Source organism: Lentzea sp. NPDC102401 (assembly GCF_044765805.1).
Lineage (GTDB): Bacteria > Actinomycetota > Actinomycetes > Mycobacteriales > Pseudonocardiaceae > Lentzea > Lentzea sokolovensis.
Map to the genome: position 1 here is coordinate 305,428 of NZ_JBIWKS010000008.1, position 15,902 is coordinate 321,329.

General features: G+C 69.3%; 18 protein-coding genes and 1 pseudogene. 14 read left to right on the plus strand and 5 right to left on the minus strand.

The features are described from left to right. Position 1: 1 nt before the first annotated feature. The 3 genes from ACIRG5_RS27870 to ACIRG5_RS27880 form a co-directional block, all read right to left on the minus strand. The gene (locus ACIRG5_RS27870) at positions 2-1,069 is read right to left on the minus strand and encodes a sensor histidine kinase (protein ID WP_402909659.1); all 1,068 of its coding nucleotides are present in this window, start codon (positions 1,067-1,069) and stop codon (positions 2-4) included. A gap of 125 nt (positions 1,070-1,194) precedes the next feature. After that, positions 1,195-1,893 (minus strand): class I SAM-dependent methyltransferase, encoded by a 699-nt coding sequence (locus ACIRG5_RS27875; RefSeq protein WP_402909661.1) that lies wholly within the window; start codon positions 1,891-1,893, stop codon positions 1,195-1,197. A 411-nt stretch (positions 1,894-2,304) separates the two neighbouring features. Next, complete coding sequence (locus ACIRG5_RS27880; protein ID WP_402909663.1) at positions 2,305-2,634, minus strand: hypothetical protein; 330 nt, start codon at positions 2,632-2,634, stop codon at positions 2,305-2,307. A gap of 279 nt (positions 2,635-2,913) precedes the next feature. On the opposite strand from ACIRG5_RS27880, the pseudogene ACIRG5_RS27885 reads away from it, so the two are divergent. Beyond that, positions 2,914-3,003 (plus strand): annotated as a pseudogene (locus ACIRG5_RS27885) (ATP-binding cassette domain-containing protein); the annotation flags it as partial. A 101-nt stretch (positions 3,004-3,104) separates the two neighbouring features. After that, positions 3,105-3,386, plus strand: a complete 282-nt coding sequence (locus tag ACIRG5_RS27890) for an ATP-binding cassette domain-containing protein (protein ID WP_402909665.1) — start codon at positions 3,105-3,107, stop codon at positions 3,384-3,386. On the opposite strand, the gene ACIRG5_RS27895 is transcribed toward ACIRG5_RS27890, so the two are convergent. Then, positions 3,346-3,717: a nuclear transport factor 2 family protein gene (locus ACIRG5_RS27895; protein WP_402909667.1), complete on the minus strand. Its 372-nt coding sequence runs from the start codon at positions 3,715-3,717 to the stop codon at positions 3,346-3,348. The genes ACIRG5_RS27890 and ACIRG5_RS27895 overlap by 41 nt on opposite strands. A 42-nt stretch (positions 3,718-3,759) precedes the next feature. Between ACIRG5_RS27895 and ACIRG5_RS27900 the strand changes: the two genes are divergently transcribed. Then, positions 3,760-4,212: a MarR family winged helix-turn-helix transcriptional regulator gene (locus ACIRG5_RS27900; RefSeq protein WP_402909669.1), complete on the plus strand. Its 453-nt coding sequence runs from the start codon at positions 3,760-3,762 to the stop codon at positions 4,210-4,212. On the opposite strand, the gene ACIRG5_RS27905 is transcribed toward ACIRG5_RS27900, so the two are convergent. After that, on the minus strand, positions 4,202-5,029 hold the full coding sequence (locus ACIRG5_RS27905) for a DUF4082 domain-containing protein (protein WP_402909671.1): 828 nt from the start codon (positions 5,027-5,029) through the stop codon (positions 4,202-4,204). The genes ACIRG5_RS27900 and ACIRG5_RS27905 overlap by 11 nt on opposite strands. 111 nt (positions 5,030-5,140) lie before the next feature. On the opposite strand from ACIRG5_RS27905, the gene ACIRG5_RS27910 reads away from it, so the two are divergent. From ACIRG5_RS27910 to ACIRG5_RS27960, 11 genes are all read left to right on the plus strand, one after another. Further along, positions 5,141-7,354: a molybdopterin cofactor-binding domain-containing protein gene (locus ACIRG5_RS27910; RefSeq protein ID WP_402909673.1), complete on the plus strand. Its 2,214-nt coding sequence runs from the start codon at positions 5,141-5,143 to the stop codon at positions 7,352-7,354. Positions 7,355-7,367: 13 nt separating this feature from the next. After that, positions 7,368-7,826 carry a (2Fe-2S)-binding protein gene (locus tag ACIRG5_RS27915; protein WP_402909675.1) on the plus strand — a complete coding sequence of 153 codons (459 nt, stop codon included), beginning with the start codon at positions 7,368-7,370 and terminating at the stop codon, positions 7,824-7,826. 29 nt (positions 7,827-7,855) lie between these two features. After that, entirely contained in the window at positions 7,856-9,097 is a 1,242-nt protein-coding gene (locus tag ACIRG5_RS27920) for an SLC13 family permease (RefSeq protein WP_402909677.1), read from the plus strand. 2 nt (positions 9,098-9,099) lie between these two features. Continuing rightward, positions 9,100-9,534 carry a universal stress protein gene (locus ACIRG5_RS27925; protein ID WP_402909679.1) on the plus strand — a complete coding sequence of 145 codons (435 nt, stop codon included), beginning with the start codon at positions 9,100-9,102 and terminating at the stop codon, positions 9,532-9,534. Positions 9,535-9,587: 53 nt separating this feature from the next. Then, positions 9,588-10,583, plus strand: a complete 996-nt coding sequence (locus ACIRG5_RS27930) for a hypothetical protein (RefSeq protein WP_402909681.1) — start codon at positions 9,588-9,590, stop codon at positions 10,581-10,583. Positions 10,584-10,626: 43 nt separating this feature from the next. After that, positions 10,627-11,415: a TIGR02452 family protein gene (locus ACIRG5_RS27935; protein WP_402909683.1), complete on the plus strand. Its 789-nt coding sequence runs from the start codon at positions 10,627-10,629 to the stop codon at positions 11,413-11,415. A gap of 109 nt (positions 11,416-11,524) precedes the next feature. Next, entirely contained in the window at positions 11,525-12,046 is a 522-nt protein-coding gene (locus tag ACIRG5_RS27940) for a ribbon-helix-helix protein, CopG family (protein WP_402909685.1), read from the plus strand. Between the two features lie 70 nt (positions 12,047-12,116). Beyond that, on the plus strand, positions 12,117-12,959 hold the full coding sequence (locus ACIRG5_RS27945; protein WP_402909688.1) for a DUF4097 family beta strand repeat-containing protein: 843 nt from the start codon (positions 12,117-12,119) through the stop codon (positions 12,957-12,959). Positions 12,960-12,969: 10 nt separating this feature from the next. Next, complete coding sequence (locus ACIRG5_RS27950) at positions 12,970-13,905, plus strand: ATP-binding cassette domain-containing protein (RefSeq protein WP_402909690.1); 936 nt, start codon at positions 12,970-12,972, stop codon at positions 13,903-13,905. Beyond that, positions 13,902-14,684, plus strand: a complete 783-nt coding sequence (locus ACIRG5_RS27955; RefSeq protein WP_402909693.1) for an ABC transporter permease — start codon at positions 13,902-13,904, stop codon at positions 14,682-14,684. The genes ACIRG5_RS27950 and ACIRG5_RS27955 overlap by 4 nt, the downstream gene beginning before the upstream one ends. Positions 14,685-14,699: 15 nt before the next feature. Beyond that, positions 14,700-15,896: a cytochrome P450 gene (locus ACIRG5_RS27960; protein WP_402909696.1), complete on the plus strand. Its 1,197-nt coding sequence runs from the start codon at positions 14,700-14,702 to the stop codon at positions 15,894-15,896. The last annotated feature ends 6 nt before the right edge of the window (positions 15,897-15,902 follow it).

The following is a 15,902-nucleotide window of genomic DNA, read 5'->3' on the forward strand; positions in this document are numbered from 1 at the left end:
GTCAGGTCGGCACGAACGCGGGCAGGACGGCGTCGACCTCGAAGCCGCCGTCGTCGGTCGGGCCCGCCGTGAGGGTGCCGCCGACCATCTCGACGCGGCCGCGCAGGCCGCGCAGGCCGCTGCCGGAGCCGGGCAGCACCAGGGCGGGGATCGCGGCCGGCCTGGTGTTGCGGATGACCGCGCGGACGCTGCTCGGTCCACAGTGGATGGTGATCTCGGTGTGGGCGCCGGGAGCGTGCTTGTGGACGTTGGTCAGCGACTCCTGGACCACCCGGTACATCGTGCGGCGGACGGCGGGCGAGATGGTGTCGGCGTCGCCGTGCTCGGTCAGGGTGATCTCCAGACCGGTGGCGGCGGAGTCGGCGACGAGACGGGAGAGCCGGTCGGGCAGCACGTCCGGGATGCGCGCGGCACGGCCGGACCGCAGCACGCCGACCAGGTCGCGCAGTTCGGCCAACGAGTGGCAGCCGGCGGCGCGCAGTTCCTCGGCGGCTTTGCGCACCTCATCGTCTTTGGCGGCCATGCGCAACGCACCGGCGTGCAAGACCATCAGGTTCAGCCGGTGCGTGACGACGTCGTGCATCTCGGCGGCGAGCCTGGTGCGTTCGTCGGCGCGTGCGTGCTCGGCCATCAGTTCACGTTCCCGCTCGGCGAGCGCCTCCACGAACCGGCGCCGCTCGCCGAGGTGAAGGCCGGTCAGCCCGGCGACCGCGACCAGGCAGGGGCCGACGAGTCCGTCCGGAAACGTCCACATCGCGGAGCCGGCCAGCCACGCGAGGGCGTGGACGACCACCAGCCAGCGGTGCCTCGTGGTGTGAGCGGTGATCGAGTAGGCGGACACGACCGAGGCGAAGACCGGGGTGAGGAGCGTGAGGAAAGCGATTGCCGAGCCGGAGGCGACGGGGTGGGTGCGCCGCCACCACAACGCCGCCGCCGCGAGCAGGTGGACCGTGACGTAGAACGTCGTCCCCGCGGCCACGAGATGGGACGGCGCGGGCAGCGCGAACTCGCGCCCGATCCCCAGCGCTGCCACGAGCAGCGCCAGCGCCAGCTCTCCGGCCCGTGTCACGCGGGTGACGATACTTGCGGTTTTGTGCCCTGGATCACCTACTGGAGCAGGGCGTTGACCCTACTTTCGCAGGTGGCGACCACCGACTTTTCCGCCTGCCGGACGCCTGCGTCCGTTGGCTGCACTTACTCGCGGAACAGCGCCGTCCACAGGAACGACTTGCCGAACGCGCGGGAGTCCAGAGGCTCCTCGGTCATGCGGCGCAGGTCGACCTCGGTGAGGTCCTGGAAGATCCAGCGCAGGTCGTCCGGGGAGTAGCCGACCCCGCCGGACAGCCCGGACTGCCGGTACAGCTCCACGTCCGGCGTGGCGGTGCCCTCTTCCGCGGTGAAGCAGGTGAGGGCGACGTGGCCGCCGGGCCTGAGCACGCGGTCGAGCAGTGCGAGATAGCCGATGCGGCGGTGCGGTGGCAGGTGGTGGAAGCAGCCCGAGTCGTAGACCAGGTCGTACGAGCCCTCGGTCGCGAACGCGTCGCTGTGCCGGAACCGGACGTCGAGGCTTTCGGCGCGTTCGGTGGCCCACCTGATGGCGGTGGCCGAGATGTCCACGGCGTCGACCTGGAAGCCGTTGCGTGCCAGGAAGAGGGCGTTGCGGCCGGGTCCGCAGCCGACGTCGAGCGCCCTGCCCGGACTGATCAGGCCGCGTTCCAGATAGCCGACCAGGTTCTCGTCCGGCTTGGCCACGAAGAACGGGACCTCGCGCGCGGTCCGCGTAGAAGCCGTCCCACCAGTCGCCCGCCCGAGCGTCCAGCGGTCGGCTTCCGGCGCGAACAACCCGTCCGGCAATGCCATCACGTCGTCGATCGCGCGCACGTTCCGTTGCACTCAAACCCCCAGGTAGATGCCCTGCCAGTCTACCTGGGGGAGGAGGTTGGAGGCCGCCTTCGTTCAGGCGCTTGCGGTAGCCGCGGGCGCCCTCGGAGCCGACGTTCTCGTGGAAGTCGAGGCCGCCGGGGTTGGTCTGCACGTGGTATTGACGTGCTCCACGCCGTGAACGGCGAGGATTCTCGTCCGTGCCGCTCACACGGCACCCCGACGGCTTCCTGCTTCATCGACCTGTGCCCAACTGCTCGGTCTTACCTGGTCTCCACAGGCGTTTTGTGTCTCCGCACGCCCTGCGACGACTGTCACGCTGTGTCGGTCGTGACGTCTCGAGGCTTCCGGTGTTGATCCTTCGCCCCGCACACCAGCCAGCATGGGGCACGCTCGGCCGTGACCGGCCTCCCGCGCGGGCCTTCACCACCGGGCGGTGAGCGGGCCAGGCAGGCGCTCGCGGGCGTGCTGTCGGCCGAACCGGAACTGCTGCTGCTCGACGAACGCACCAACCACCTCGACGACCAGGCACTCGCCTGGCTGGAGAACAAACTCGAGCAGCACAGGGGAACGGTGGTCGTCGTCACGCACGACCGGTTGCTGCTGGAACGGGTGACCACGGCGATCGTCGAGGTCGAGAACCGGACGATCACCCGATACGGCAACGGTTACGCGGGCTACGTCGCCGGGAGGAGGGCGGCGCGGCAGCGGTGGGAACAGGCCTACGAGGAGTGGGCCGGCGAGATCGGCCACTGGACCGAGTGGCGCGGCACGACGGCACACCGCGTCGCGCCTGCGCGACCGATCCGGGACCACAACAAGTGCAAGTACAACGGCGACGGCCGCCGCGTGCAGGCGTCGATCAGGACGCGGGTGCGCAGCGCGTCCGAACGGCTCGAGCGGCTGCGCGCCGAACCGGTGCCGAAACCGCCGGAACCGTTGCGTCTCAACGCTCCGCTCACCGCGGCGGTGAGCGAGGGCGTGGTTCTCGAGTTCGAGGAGCTGAAGGTCGAGGCCGGGCAACGGTTGCTCGTGACAGGACCGAACGGCGCCGGCAAGTCGACGTTGCTCGACGTGCTGGCGGGTGCTCTCGAACCGGCTCGCGGCACGGTCGTTCGCAACGGCGTCATCGGGTATCTGCCGCAGGAAACCGTTGTGCGCGAACCGAAGCAGACGGTCCTTGAAGCGTTCGGCGGGAGTGCGGACGAGCTCGAAGCGCTGGGTTGCTGCGCAGGGAAGACTTCGCCACGCCGGTGGGTGCGTTGTCGATCGGGCAACGGCGGAGGCTCGCGCTCGCCCGGTTGCTCAACCGGGAATCCGACGTGTTGTTGCTGGACGAGCCGACCAACCACCTGTCGCTCGCGCTGGTGGAGGAGCTGGAAGCCGCGCTGGAGAACTATCCCGGCGCGGTCGTCGTGGCGTCGCACGACCGGTTGCTGCGCCAGAGGTGGCAGGGGGAGGAGCTCAGAATGGTTCGTAGCAGTCGAACGTCTCGACAGCGCTGATCAGCCCGTCGCGCGTGTCCACGAACTGTGCGATGTGCGCGACGAGCTGTTTGCCGTCCCGGAGCACGCCGGTCCAGGTCAGGCGCAGGATCGCGGTGTCGCCGGAGACCAACGCCGAGTGCACGTCGTACTTCTGGCTCGCCAGCAGGCCGACGCCCTTCTCGGAGTTCGCGAGCATCTCGGCCAACGGCGTCCGCGCGCCGTTCGGTTTGATCAGGTTCGGGCGCTCGACGGTCACCGCGTCGGCGGTGAAGTGGCGCCGCAGCGCGGAACCGGACTCCCCGGCTTCGAGTGCGCGGTGCAGTGAGGTGGCAGCGTCAACAGGACTCATGTCCACAACCATAGTTGTACAACCGTGGTTGTCAATGTCACCATGTCCGCTGTGGATCTGATGGACATCGACCTCGCGACCCTCGCCTACCTGGCGGGCAGTTCCGCGAACGACGCGATTCTCCAGCGGCTGCACGAGATCGGGCACGAGGGCGTCCGGGTGTCGCACGGCTACGTGATCCAACACCTGATCGAAGGCGCGCCGACGGTGTCCGAACTGGGCGAGCTGCTCGGCGTCACCCAGCAGGCCGCCTCGAAGCAGCTGCTCGAACTGGAACGCCTCGGCTACGTCACGCGGGAGCCGGACCGCACCGACAGCCGAATCAAGCGCGCGGGGCTCACCGACCGAGGCCGGCGGCTGGTCGAGGACAGCCGCCGGCTCCGCGGCGAGTTGGACGTGCACGGCGATGACGCGGTCAAGCGTGCGTTGATCAGGTTGCTCGACGCGACCGGCGGCACCGAGACCGTGCTGAAGCGCCGGGTGGCTACGGCCTGAAGACCGGCTCGATCCCGTAGTTGCTGGCGTACCAGCTGTCCGTCGGGAAGCCGCCGTCGTAGCTGTACACGCCGGCGTTCACCGGGATCTTGAACGGCGTCTGGACGAGGTTGCCCACGAAGTAGTTCTCCGTTGCCTTGTAGCCACCTGAGGGCGTGACGTACGAGACGACGTACTCGGTGCCCGCCATCACGGGAACCGGGGTGCTGAAGGTGATCCGCTGGCTGTAGGCGGCGCCGGGGGCTTCCTGCTCGGCCAGCAGCGTGCCGTCGGACCAGATCCGCGCGGTCACGGGGCCGGTGTAGCCGCCGCGCTTGATGATCACGGCCGTGATGGAGCCCGGACGGTCGACCTGGGTGCGCAGGCCGAGTTCGACGGCCTGCTCGTCGGGATCGTTGACCGTCGGGCTGTACGTGTCGTGCAGCATCAGCGAGGTCTCGTGGGTGAGCGCGGGGACCGTCGTGCCGCCGACGTGGATGGTGCGCCACGCGGTGACCGGTCCGGTCGTGGACGCGGTGTGGGCGCGGGCCAGGATCGTCAGCGGGCCGGGGACGGACGGGAAGAGCAGGACCGACCACCGCTCGCCGTGCGCGTCGACAGCGGTCCAGTTGGTGCCGTTGTCGGTGGAGAAGTCGACCTCGGTGATGCCGCCCGACTCTCCGTTGACGGCGCCGCCGATCACGAGCAGCGGCTCGTTCAGCGGGACGGAGGCCTCCGCGGTGGGCGAGAAGATCATCGCCATCGGGCCGTCCGCCGCGAGGGCAGGAGTGGGAGAGACCAGGACAAGTGCCAGCAGCAGTACTGCTAATCGTCTCATGTACGGCAGATCGTCCCCGGTGAAGACGCAGTTACGGTGATCCGCCGGCCAGCCCTGCACCCGTTCGGCTGACAGGCGTACCCATGTCCGCCAGATGTCGTTGACGAGTACATGACCTGTGACAACGAAGTCCCGGTCCCCGAAACCCGGGTCCCCGTGCGCCGGCGGCAGTTCCTCACGTTCCTGGTCGCGGCGCCGGTGCTCACCGTCGCTGTTCCCGGCACGGCCGAGGCCGTCATCCCGACGCTGCCGCAACCGGCCGAGATCCTGGATCTCGGCGACGTTCTGATTCTGGCCGGTACTCCGACCGCGGGCGCGCTCGCCGTGCTCAGCGTCGGCGAGGACGGCGTCGTCACACTCGAACTGCCCCGCGCCGAGGTCGGTCAGGGCATCACCACGGCGTGCGCGATGCTCGTCGCCGAGGAACTCGACCTGCCACTGGACCAGGTTCGCGTCACGCTTGCCGACGCGCGGCCAGAGCTGCTGATGAACCAGCTCACCGGCGGTTCGAACACGATGCGGTCGGTGTACGGCCCGGTCCGTCAGGCGGCGGCGGCCGCACGGGCCAGGTTGCTCGCGGCGGCGTCGAAGCAGTACGGCGTCGCGGCAGACCGACTGTCCACAAGAGATGGTGCGGTGATCCTGCCGGACGGGCGTCCCATCGTCTACGGGTTGCTCACCTCGGCGGCGGCACAGCTGACCGGAGTCTTCGCCGCGCAACCGAAACCGGCTTCGGAACACCGGCTCATCGGCACGCCGCAGTCGCGCATCGACGCCCGCGCGATGGTCACCGGGCAGTTCAAGTACACGCTCGACCAGGACGTGCCGGGCGCCATGCCGACGGTCGTGCGCAGGCCACCGACGATCAACGGCTCGGTGAGGTCGGTCGATTCCACGGTCGCGAAAGCCATGCCCGGTGTGCTCGCGATCGGGGTCGTGCCCACCGGTGTCGCGGTGGTCGCCGAGACCTTCGGCCAGGCCATGGCGGCCCGCGACGCGCTGAAGGTCACCTGGAACGCCGGCACGATCGACGCGTTGTCGGACAAGGAGATCCGGGCGAAGCTGCAGGCGGCCGCACTGCCGTTCATCGTGCCGCCGCTGCTGACCCAGCACGTCGACATGGAGTTCGATTTCGCGTTCGTCAGCCACGCGCCGATGGAGACGAACTCGGCGATCGCGGACGTTCGTGACGACCGCGCGGAGATCTGGGCGGGGCTGAAGTCGCCGATCGTGGCGCGGCAGACCATCGCGGCGGCCATCGGACTGCCCGAGTCCGCGGTCACCGTCCACGTGATGCAAGGTGGCGGCTCGTTCGGACGCAGGCTGTTCTTCGACGCCGCGATGGAAGCCGCGCAGATCTCGAAGGCGTTGCGGCGCCCGGTGAAGCTCATGTGGGACCGCAAGGACGACATGCGCCACGGCCGTGCCCGTGCCGCCAGCCACCACAAGCTGCGGGCGACGTTCGCGCTGGGCAACGTGCTGACGTTCGAGCACCGCGTCGCCTCGGTGGAGACCGACTTCCGGCACGGCCTCGGCGAGATCCTCACCGCCACCGCCGCGTCGCTGCCGGTCGCGGGCAACCTGTCGTTCGCGCAGACGGTGTTCCTCACGACCTGCAAGGTGCCGTACAACTTCGGCGCGGTGACCTCGCTGCTCAACGAGGTGCCGCTGCGCATGCACACGGGCTCGTGGCGGTCGGTCTACTCCGCGAACACCCGTGGCGCGGAGGAGATCCTGGTCGACCAGCTCGCGAAGAAGATGGGCAAGGACCCCGTCGCGTTCCGCCGCGAGTACCTCAAGACCGCGCGCCAGCGTGCCGTGCTCGACAAGGTCGTCGCGGAGGGCGAGTGGGGCCGGGCGATGCCCAAGGGGTTCGCGCAGGGCGTCGCGTTCCACGACGAGTACAAGTCGTGCACCGCGTGCCTGGTCGAGATCGACGCCCGCGACCCGCAGAACCCGCGCGTGGTCAAGGCGGTGATCGCGGTCGACGTCGGCCGCCCGATCAACCCGCGCGGTTTGGAGGCGCAGATCCTCGGCGGTCTGACCGACGCCATCTCCACCACGTTGCGCGCCGGTCTGCACATCGACAAGGGCCTGCCGCTGGAGGGTTCTTACTCGCAGTTCCACTACGCCCGGCAGAAGGACGCCCCGAAGGACGTGCGGATCTTCGTGATGCCGGCGACCGGGGAACCGGGCGGCGCGGGCGAACTGGGCGTGCCTGCCGCGGTCGGCGCGATCGCCAACGCCTACGCGCGGGCGACCGGCGTGGTGCCGCGCAGCTTCCCGATCATCTTCCCGGTCGACTTCGAGCCGTTCCCGCGCTGAAGGAGCGTCCCCTGTGCCTACTTACACCATGATCGTCAACGGGAAGCCGGTCACCGTCGACGCTCCCGCCGACATGGCTCTGCTCTGGGTGCTGCGCGACAAGCTCGGCGTGCGCGGCCCCAAGTTCGGCTGCGGCATCGGCGTCTGCCGCGCCTGCACGTCCCACCTCAACGGCGCCGAGATCCAGCCGTGCGTGACGCCGGTGGCCGAGTGCGCAGGCCAGTCGGTGACCACGATCGAGGGACTGGCGTCCGGTGACGACCTGCACCCCGTCCAGGAGGCGTGGCTGGAGCAGGACGTCGCGCAGTGCGGCTACTGCCAGCCCGGCCAGATCATGGCCGCGGCTGCCTTGCTCCGGACGAAGAAGGAGATTTCGGACGAGGACATCGACCGGATCGCGAACGTCTGCCGGTGTGGCACCTACTTCCGCATCCGGCAGGCCATAAAGTCGGCAGCGGCCAAGATGAGTTAGAGCCGGGCCCGCCGGCGCAGGAGGATCCCGTGCTGGCGCTGTCGGTGTTGCTGCTGGTCGCTGTGCTGGTCTGCGCGGTCGTCCGACCGTGGGGCTGGCCGGAGGCGGCGGTGGCGGTGCCCGCGGCGGTGCTCGTCGTGCTCGCCGGGGCGTTGCCGTTCGACCACGTGGTGGACGAGGCGGAGCGGCTGGGACCCGTGATCGGGTTCCTGGCCGCGATCCTCGTGCTCGCGCAGCTCTGCGACGACGAGGGACTGTTCCAGGCGCGTGGCACCTGGATGGCGCGGGCGTCCGGCGGCAGACCGAAGACGTTGCTGGGCGGTGTGTTCGTCACGGCTTCGGTGACGACGGCGGTGCTGAGTCTGGATGCGACGGTCGTGCTTCTGACGCCTGTCGTGTTCGCGACGGCCGCACAGCTGGGCGTCCGGCCGAAGCCGCACGTCTACGCGTGCACGCACCTGTCCAACAGCGCGTCGCTGCTGCTGCCGGTGTCGAACCTGACGAACCTGCTGGCGTTCGCGTCGAGCGGGCTCAGCTTCACGCGGTTCGCGGCACTGATGGCGCTGCCGTGGATCGTGGCGATCGTCGCCGAGTACGTGGTGTTCCGGCGGTTCTTCCGCACCGATCTCGACGCGCCCGCGCACGCGCCGGTGGTGCGGCCGCAGCAGGAGTTGCCGGTGTTCGCGCTGGCCACCGTCGGGTGCACGCTGGTCGGGTTCGTGGTCGCGTCGGCCACCGGGATCGACCCGGCGTGGGCGGCCTGCGCGGGCGCGCTCGTCATGGCGGTGCGGGCGCTCGCGAAGAAGCGCACGACCGTGGTCAAGGTGGTGCGGGCGGCGTCGCTGCCGTTCCTGGCGTTCGTGCTCGGCCTGGGCATCGTGGTGCGGGCGGTGGTCGACAACGGGCTGGACGACGTCCTACGGCTCGCGATCCCCGGCGGCACCAGCCTGTGGGCGTTGCTCGGGGTGGCCGCGGTCGCCGCCGTGCTCGCCAACGTGATCAACAACCTGCCCGCGGTGCTCGTCCTGCTGCCGCTGGTGGCGCCGATGGGGCCAGGAGTGGTGCTGGCGGCGCTGCTGGGCGTGAACCTCGGCCCGAACCTCACCTACGCCGGGTCGCTCGCCACGTTGCTGTGGCGGCGGATCGTGCACGACCACGACACCGAGGTGAACCTGCCGGAGTTCACGAAGCTCGGCCTGCTCGCCGTGCCTGCCACCCTGATCGGCGCCGTCGTGGCACTGTGGGCGTCCCTGCACGTGATCGGAGGATGACCATGACGGTGGTCGTGTGGATCGCCGGCGACACCTGGCAGGACTGCGTCGACGCGGCCCGCGCGTACTCGGGCGACTTCCTGTTGCTGCACGTCAGCGACCACGACGTGCCCGGCGCGGCCCATGGTGCGTTCGCGGGGTTGTTCGGCCGGGGTCAGCCCGCCCGCGACCCCGGCAGCCGCCTGGACGACCTCGCCGCCGGTCACGCCGCAGAGCTGTTGGACGCGGCTGCCGAACGCCTGGGGGTTCCGTGTGCGAAGGAGGCACGCGTCGGTCGCGTTGAGCACGAAGTCGTTGCGGCTGCTCGGGAAGCGTCCCTGCTGATCCTCTGCCGGGACGGCGACGTCAGCCACGTCGGCCCGCGCAGCCTCGGCCCGGCGACCCGGTTCGTCGTCGACCACGCGCCCTGTCCGGTGCTCCTCGTCTGGCCATCATAACTGCGATTGCGCAAACTTGCGTGCACGCACTTTTGTCTTCTAGTCTCGGTGGCATGCGCGCCAAAGGCATCGCGTACGACACCGGTTTCGTGCGCCACGGAGAGATCTCGCTGGAGAAGTTCGACCTGGACGCGGTCAGGAGGGACCTGACCGTCATCAGGGACGACCTGCACTGCAACGCCGTCCACCTGGTCGGAGGCGACCCGGAGCGGCTGGAACGGGCCGCGGAGATCGCCGCCGAACTGGGGCTGGAGATCTGGTTCTCGCCCTACCCGCTGGAACTGACACCCGCCGAGATCCTCGACCTGTTCACCGACTGCGCCCGACGAGCCGAGCGGATCCGGGCCAGTGCCGAGGTGGTGTTCGTGACGGGCGTCGAGCTCAGCATCATGAACTCCGGCTTCCTTCCCGGCGACGACCTCGTGCAGCGCCTGACCCGGCTGCTGGGCGAGGCAGACGGTCGCGCGGAGCGGATGCGGGAGGCGGGCGCGAGGCTCAACGAGTTCCTCGCCGAGGCCGTCGCGGTGGTGCGGGAACACTTCCAGGGCAAGGTCACCTACGCCTGCATCCCGTTCGAGAACCCCGACTGGGACCTGTTCGACGTCAAGTCGTTCGAGCTGATCCGTTCCGCCGAGGTCGCCGACGTGTACGCCGCGAGCATCAGGAACGTGGTGGCGGAGGGAAAGCCGGTCGCCATCACGGGCTTCGGCACGGCGGCCTGGCACGGTTCGGGGGCCGTGGCGCCGCGCAGCATGGAGATCGTCGAACATGACGAGGCCGGGCTGCCGGTGCGGGTGAAGGACGGCTACGTCCGCGACGAGGACGAGCAGGCCACGTATCTGCGCGAAGTGCTGGAGACGTTCGAGGCCGAGGGTGTCGACGGCGCGTTCGTGTACATGTTCGCGCTCAACAACTACGTGCACCGGCCGGACGACCCGAGCCGCGACCTCGACATGGCCGGTCCCGGCATCGTGAAGGTCTACGAGGACGGCACCTGGGAGCCCAAGGCCGCGTTCGGTGCGGTGGCCGAGGTCTACGCCCGGACATAACCGCTTGGCGTGCCAGGCGAAGGCGGTCAGACTCGTGGGCATCATGAGCAGCAGGTTGCGAGCGATCGCCCACGACACCGTCGCCATCTCGGAGCGCGGCTCCTACTCCACCGACGCGGGCGACGTGACGGTCGCCGTCGCCCCCGCCGTCGCGGGAACCCGGCTCCACCTGCCGGACGAGGTGCTGTCGCTGCCCTCGGAGACCGACGGCGTGCGGATCGACGTCACCAACGAGTCCACTTTGGACGCCGCGCGCCGGCTCGGCGGTGACGTCGCCGGTCTGGTCTTCGCCTCGGCCCGCAAGCCCGGCGGAGGTTTCCTGAACGGCAGGGAGGCGCAGGAGGAGAGCATCGCCCGTGCGTCGGCGCTCTACCCGTGCCTGCGCGCCGCCGATGACTTCTACGACCACCACCGCGCGCACGACGATCTCACCTACAGCGACCGCGTGATCTACTCGCCGCGCGTGCCCGTGTTCCGCGACGACGACGGAAACCTGCTGCCGGAGCCGTACGAGGTCTCGTTCCTCACCGCCGCGGCACCCAACCTCACGGCGATCCTGCAGAACCAGCCCGGCCGAGCCGACGGCGTCCCACTCGCGTTGCTGCGGCGCACCATCCGCGTGCTGCACGTCGCCGCGTCGCACGGGCACCGCCGGCTCGTGCTGGGCGCCTGGGGTTGTGGCGTCTTCGGCAACGACCCCGCGACCGTCGCGCAGATCTTCGCGCTCGCGCTGCGGGACAACCGCTACTTCGAGCACGTCGTCTTCGCGGTGCTGGACCGGCAGAAGGGCACGCCGACGCTGACCGCGTTCGCTGACGCCCTGCTCGGGTAGCCCGTCGGTCGGGGACTTGATCAGCCCTCTGACCTGCGCTGAGCCACAATGATGCCAAACTGAGCCAGAAATGCTTGCCGGTGGTGCCACCGTGTGCCATAGTGGTGCCATGGATCTGACCCCGTATGTGGCTTCCCTCGGCCGCGAGCTGCTGACCGCCGTCGAAACAGGCGGCGAAGAAGCGAGCAAGCTGGTCGAGCGGTTGACCGTGACGATGGAGTCGGCGATCCGGCTGGCGCTGCTGGAGGCGCTGTCCGCTGCCGCCGACGAGATCACCGCGGACCTGGCACCGGACTCGGTGCAGGTGCTGCTGCGGGGCCGCGACCCGAAGTTCGTCGTGACGCGCCGGACGCCAGAACAGCCCGCCGTCGTGCAGGAGCCCGTCGCCGCGGCACCCGCCGAGGACGTGGCGGCCGGCTTCGACGACGGCACCACCGTGCGCATCAACGTCCGGCTGCCCGAGCCGCTCAAAGCCGCGATCGACGAGGCCGCGGCCAAGGAGGGCCGCTCGGTCAACGCGTGGCTCGTGCGCGCCGCGTCCGCGCAGCTGAGCCCGAAGCGTGACTCCGTCACCGACGCGCTGACCGGCGGCATCCCCGCCACCCAGCGTTTCGTCGGCTGGGTCCGCTAGCACCAGCTCTTTTCACTTCACGTCTCTGACCTGCGGAGACGTTCTCAAGACACCTTCTGAGGGGACAGCCATGCCTTCTTACGAAACGCCGGAACCGATTTCCGTACTGCTCGACGTCTACGCGGGCTACGTCCAGATCGTCGCGAGCGACCGCACCGACACGAAGGTCGACGTGAGGCCCTCCGACCCGTCCGACTCCTCGGACGTCGAGGCCGCGCAGAAGACCAAGGTCGACTACGCCGACGGCACCCTGACGGTGCGCGGGCCCAAGCGGACGTTCGACTTCTCCAAGAAGACCAGGTCGGTCGACGTCGTGATCGAGCTGCCGACCGGGTCCGGAGTGGACGCCGACGTGTCGGCGGGCAGCGTCCGCACCTCCGGGGTGCTCGGCGCGACCGAGGTCGACATGTCCGCGGGCAACATCCACCTCGACCGGACCGGACCGCTCAAGGCCGACACCGGCGCCGGCGTGGTCAACATCGGCGCGGTCGAGGGCAACGCGGATGTCAAGACCGGCAGCGGCCACATCCGCATCGGCACGGTCCACGGCTCGCTCGTCGCCAAGAACTCCAACGGTCACATCGACGCCGGCTCGGTCGAGGGCGAGCTGAAGGCGCGTTCCGCCAACGGCGACATCACCGTCGAACGCGCCGGTGGGCCGGCGGAGGCCAGGACCGCGATGGGATCCATCAACATCGGCGAGGTCGTCCGCGACACCGTCACGCTCAACACCGCGATGGGCGGCATCGAGATCGGCATCGCCCAGGGCACCGCCGCGTGGCTCGACGTCAAGACCGCTTTCGGCCGCGTCACCAACACGCTCGACGGCAGCGACGGCCCCGGCAACTCCACGGAGACCGTCAAGGTCACCGCCCACACGTCGTTCGGCGACATCGCCGTCCGCCGCAGCTGAGGGGACCTCCATGAACGCGATCAAGGCGACCGGCCTGCGCCGGTCCTACGGTGACAACGAAGTGCTGAGGGGCGTCGACCTGAACGTCCAGCGCGGCACCGTCTTCTCGTTGCTCGGCGCGAACGGCGCCGGCAAGACCACCACCGTCAAGATCCTCTCCACGTTGATCGGCGCCCACGGCGGCAGCGCGTCGGTCGCCGGTCACGACGTGGCGAGCGACCCGGACGCCGTCCGCGGCGCGATCGGTGTCACCGGCCAGTTCTCCGCCGTCGACAACCTGATGACCGGCCGCGAGAACCTGAAGCTGATGGCCGATCTGCACCACCTCGGCAAGGTGGACGGCAGGCGCAGGGCCGAGCAGTTGCTGGAGCAGTTCGACCTGGCGGACGCGGCCGACAAGTCCGCGGCCACCTACTCCGGCGGCATGCGGCGCCGGCTCGACCTCGCGATGACGCTGGTCGGGTCGCCGCAGGTGATCTTCCTGGACGAGCCGACCACGGGCCTCGACCCGCGCAGCCGCCGCACGATGTGGCAGATCGTGCGGGAACTGGTGGCGAGCGGCGTCACGATCTTCCTGACGACCCAGTACCTGGAGGAGGCCGACGAGCTCGCCGACCGGATCGCGGTGCTGGACCACGGCAAGATCGTCGCCGAGGGCACCGCGGACGAGCTCAAGCGCCGCATCCCCGGTGGCCACGTCCTGTTGCAGTTCACCGATCTCCGGCACCTCGAAGCCGCGACGCGGATCGTGCGCGACGCCTCCCGTGACGGTGAGTCGCTCGCCCTGCGCGTGCCCAGCGACGGCAGCGTCCGTTCGCTCAAGGCGTTGCTCGACCGCCTGGACGAGAACTCGGTGCTGGTCGACTCGCTCAGCACCCACACGCCCGACCTCGACGACGTCTTCCTCGCCCTCACTGGCAGGCCCGAAACGGTGGTCCAGCAATGAGTTACGTTCTGACCGACTCGGCGACGATGGTGCGCCGCAACCTCACGCGGATGATCCGCTACCCGTCGCTGACGTTCCAGCTCCTGATCATGCCGGTCGTGTTCCTGCTGCTGTTCGTCTACGTCTTCGGTGGCACGCTGGGCGCCGGGCTCGGCGGACCGAGCGGTGGGCGGGGCGAGTACCTCGACTACGTCACGCCGACGATCATCCTGATGTCGATCACGGCCGCGGTGCAGGGCACGAGCATCTCGATCGCGATGGACATGACCGAGGGCATCGTGGACCGCTTCCGGACGATGAAGATCGCCAGGGTGTCCGTGCTGACGGGACACGTGGTCGGCAGCCTCGTGCAGACGGTTCTGGCCATGACGTTCGTCTTCGGCGTCGCGGTCGCGATCGGGTTCCGGCCGCAGGCGAGCGCTTTCGGCTGGCTCGCGCTGGCAGGCCTGCTGATCTCCATGTCGTTCGCGATGATCTGGTTGTCCGCCGCACTGGGCCTCGCCAGCAAGTCCGTCGAGTCGTCGAGCAACGTCGGCCTGCCGCTGATCCTGCTTCCGTTCTTCGGCAACGGTTTCGTGCCCACCGACTCGATGCCGACCGTGCTGCGCTGGTTCGCCGAGTATCAGCCGTTCACCCCGTTCATCGACGCCCTGCGCGGATTGCTGATGGGCACACCGATCGGCAACAGCGGCTACATCGCCTTCACCTGGTGCGCCGTCATCGGGCTCGGCGGCTACCTCTGGTCCAAGAAGCTCTTCAACCGCGAATCCACCCGCTGAAGGAGATCACCGATCATGTTGCACGGCCTTCCCATGGAACGCGACGTCACACCGTTCGTCCCGCCCGGCAAGATCACCCTGGTCCGCGAGACCCGCCCCGTCAGCCCGATGCTCTTCCCCGACGGCCACGAGGGCTGGCTCGTCACCGGCTACGAGGCCGTCCGGCAGGCGCTGGCGGACACCAGGTTCAGCAGCAGACAGGACCTCGGCATCATCCACGTGCCGTTCCCGACGCCGGGCATGCCGGAGATGACCGAACCGGTCCCGCAGACGCCGGGCCTGTTCATCAGCATGGACCCGCCGGACCACACCCGGTTGCGCCGCAAGCTCACCGGCGCGTTCACCGTCAGGCGGATGAAGGCGCTGGAAGAGGGCATCGTCGAGATCACCGAACGGCAGCTGGACGCGCTGGCGGCACTCACCCCGCCGGTCGACCTCGTCAAGGAGTTCGCGCTTCCGGTGCCGTCGCTGGTGATCTGCGAGATCCTCGGTGTGCCGTACGACGACCGCGACTCGTTCCAGCACAACTCGTCCAAGTTCATGGAGAGGCAGGTGAACCTGGAGGACAAGATGGCCGCGTACATGGCGATGAACACGTACCTGTACGAGCTCGTCAGCAGCAAGCGCGCCGAGCCGGGTGACGACCTGCTGTCCGATCTCGCCCAGGACGAGGACCTGAGCCTCGAGGAGCTGACCGGGATGGCGTTCCTGCTGCTGCTCGCCGGGCACGAGACGACCGCGAACATGCTGGCGCTGGGCACTTTCGCGTTGCTGGAGCACCCGGACCAGCTGGCGGCACTGCGGTCGCACCCGGAGCAGATCCCCGACGCCGTCGAGGAACTGCTGCGCTACCTCGCGGTCGCCGACATCTTCTTCCGTTACGCGGCAGAGGACATCGAGTTCTTCGGCGAGACGATCCGCGAGGGTTCGATGGTCGTCCTGTCGCTGCTGGCCGGCAACCACGACCCGGAGCGCTACGAGCACGCCGGCACGCTCGACGTGCACCGCAACGCCCGTGGTCACCTCGCATTCGGGCACGGCGTCCACCAGTGCCTCGGCCAGCAGCTCGCCCGGATCGAGATGCGGGCCGGCTTCGAGGGGCTGCTGCGCCGCTTCCCGTCGCTGGAACTCGCTGTTCCGGCAGGGGAAGTGAAGCTCAGGACCGACATGAACATCTACGGCGTGCACGCCCTGCCGGTCACCTGGGAGTAGTACCCG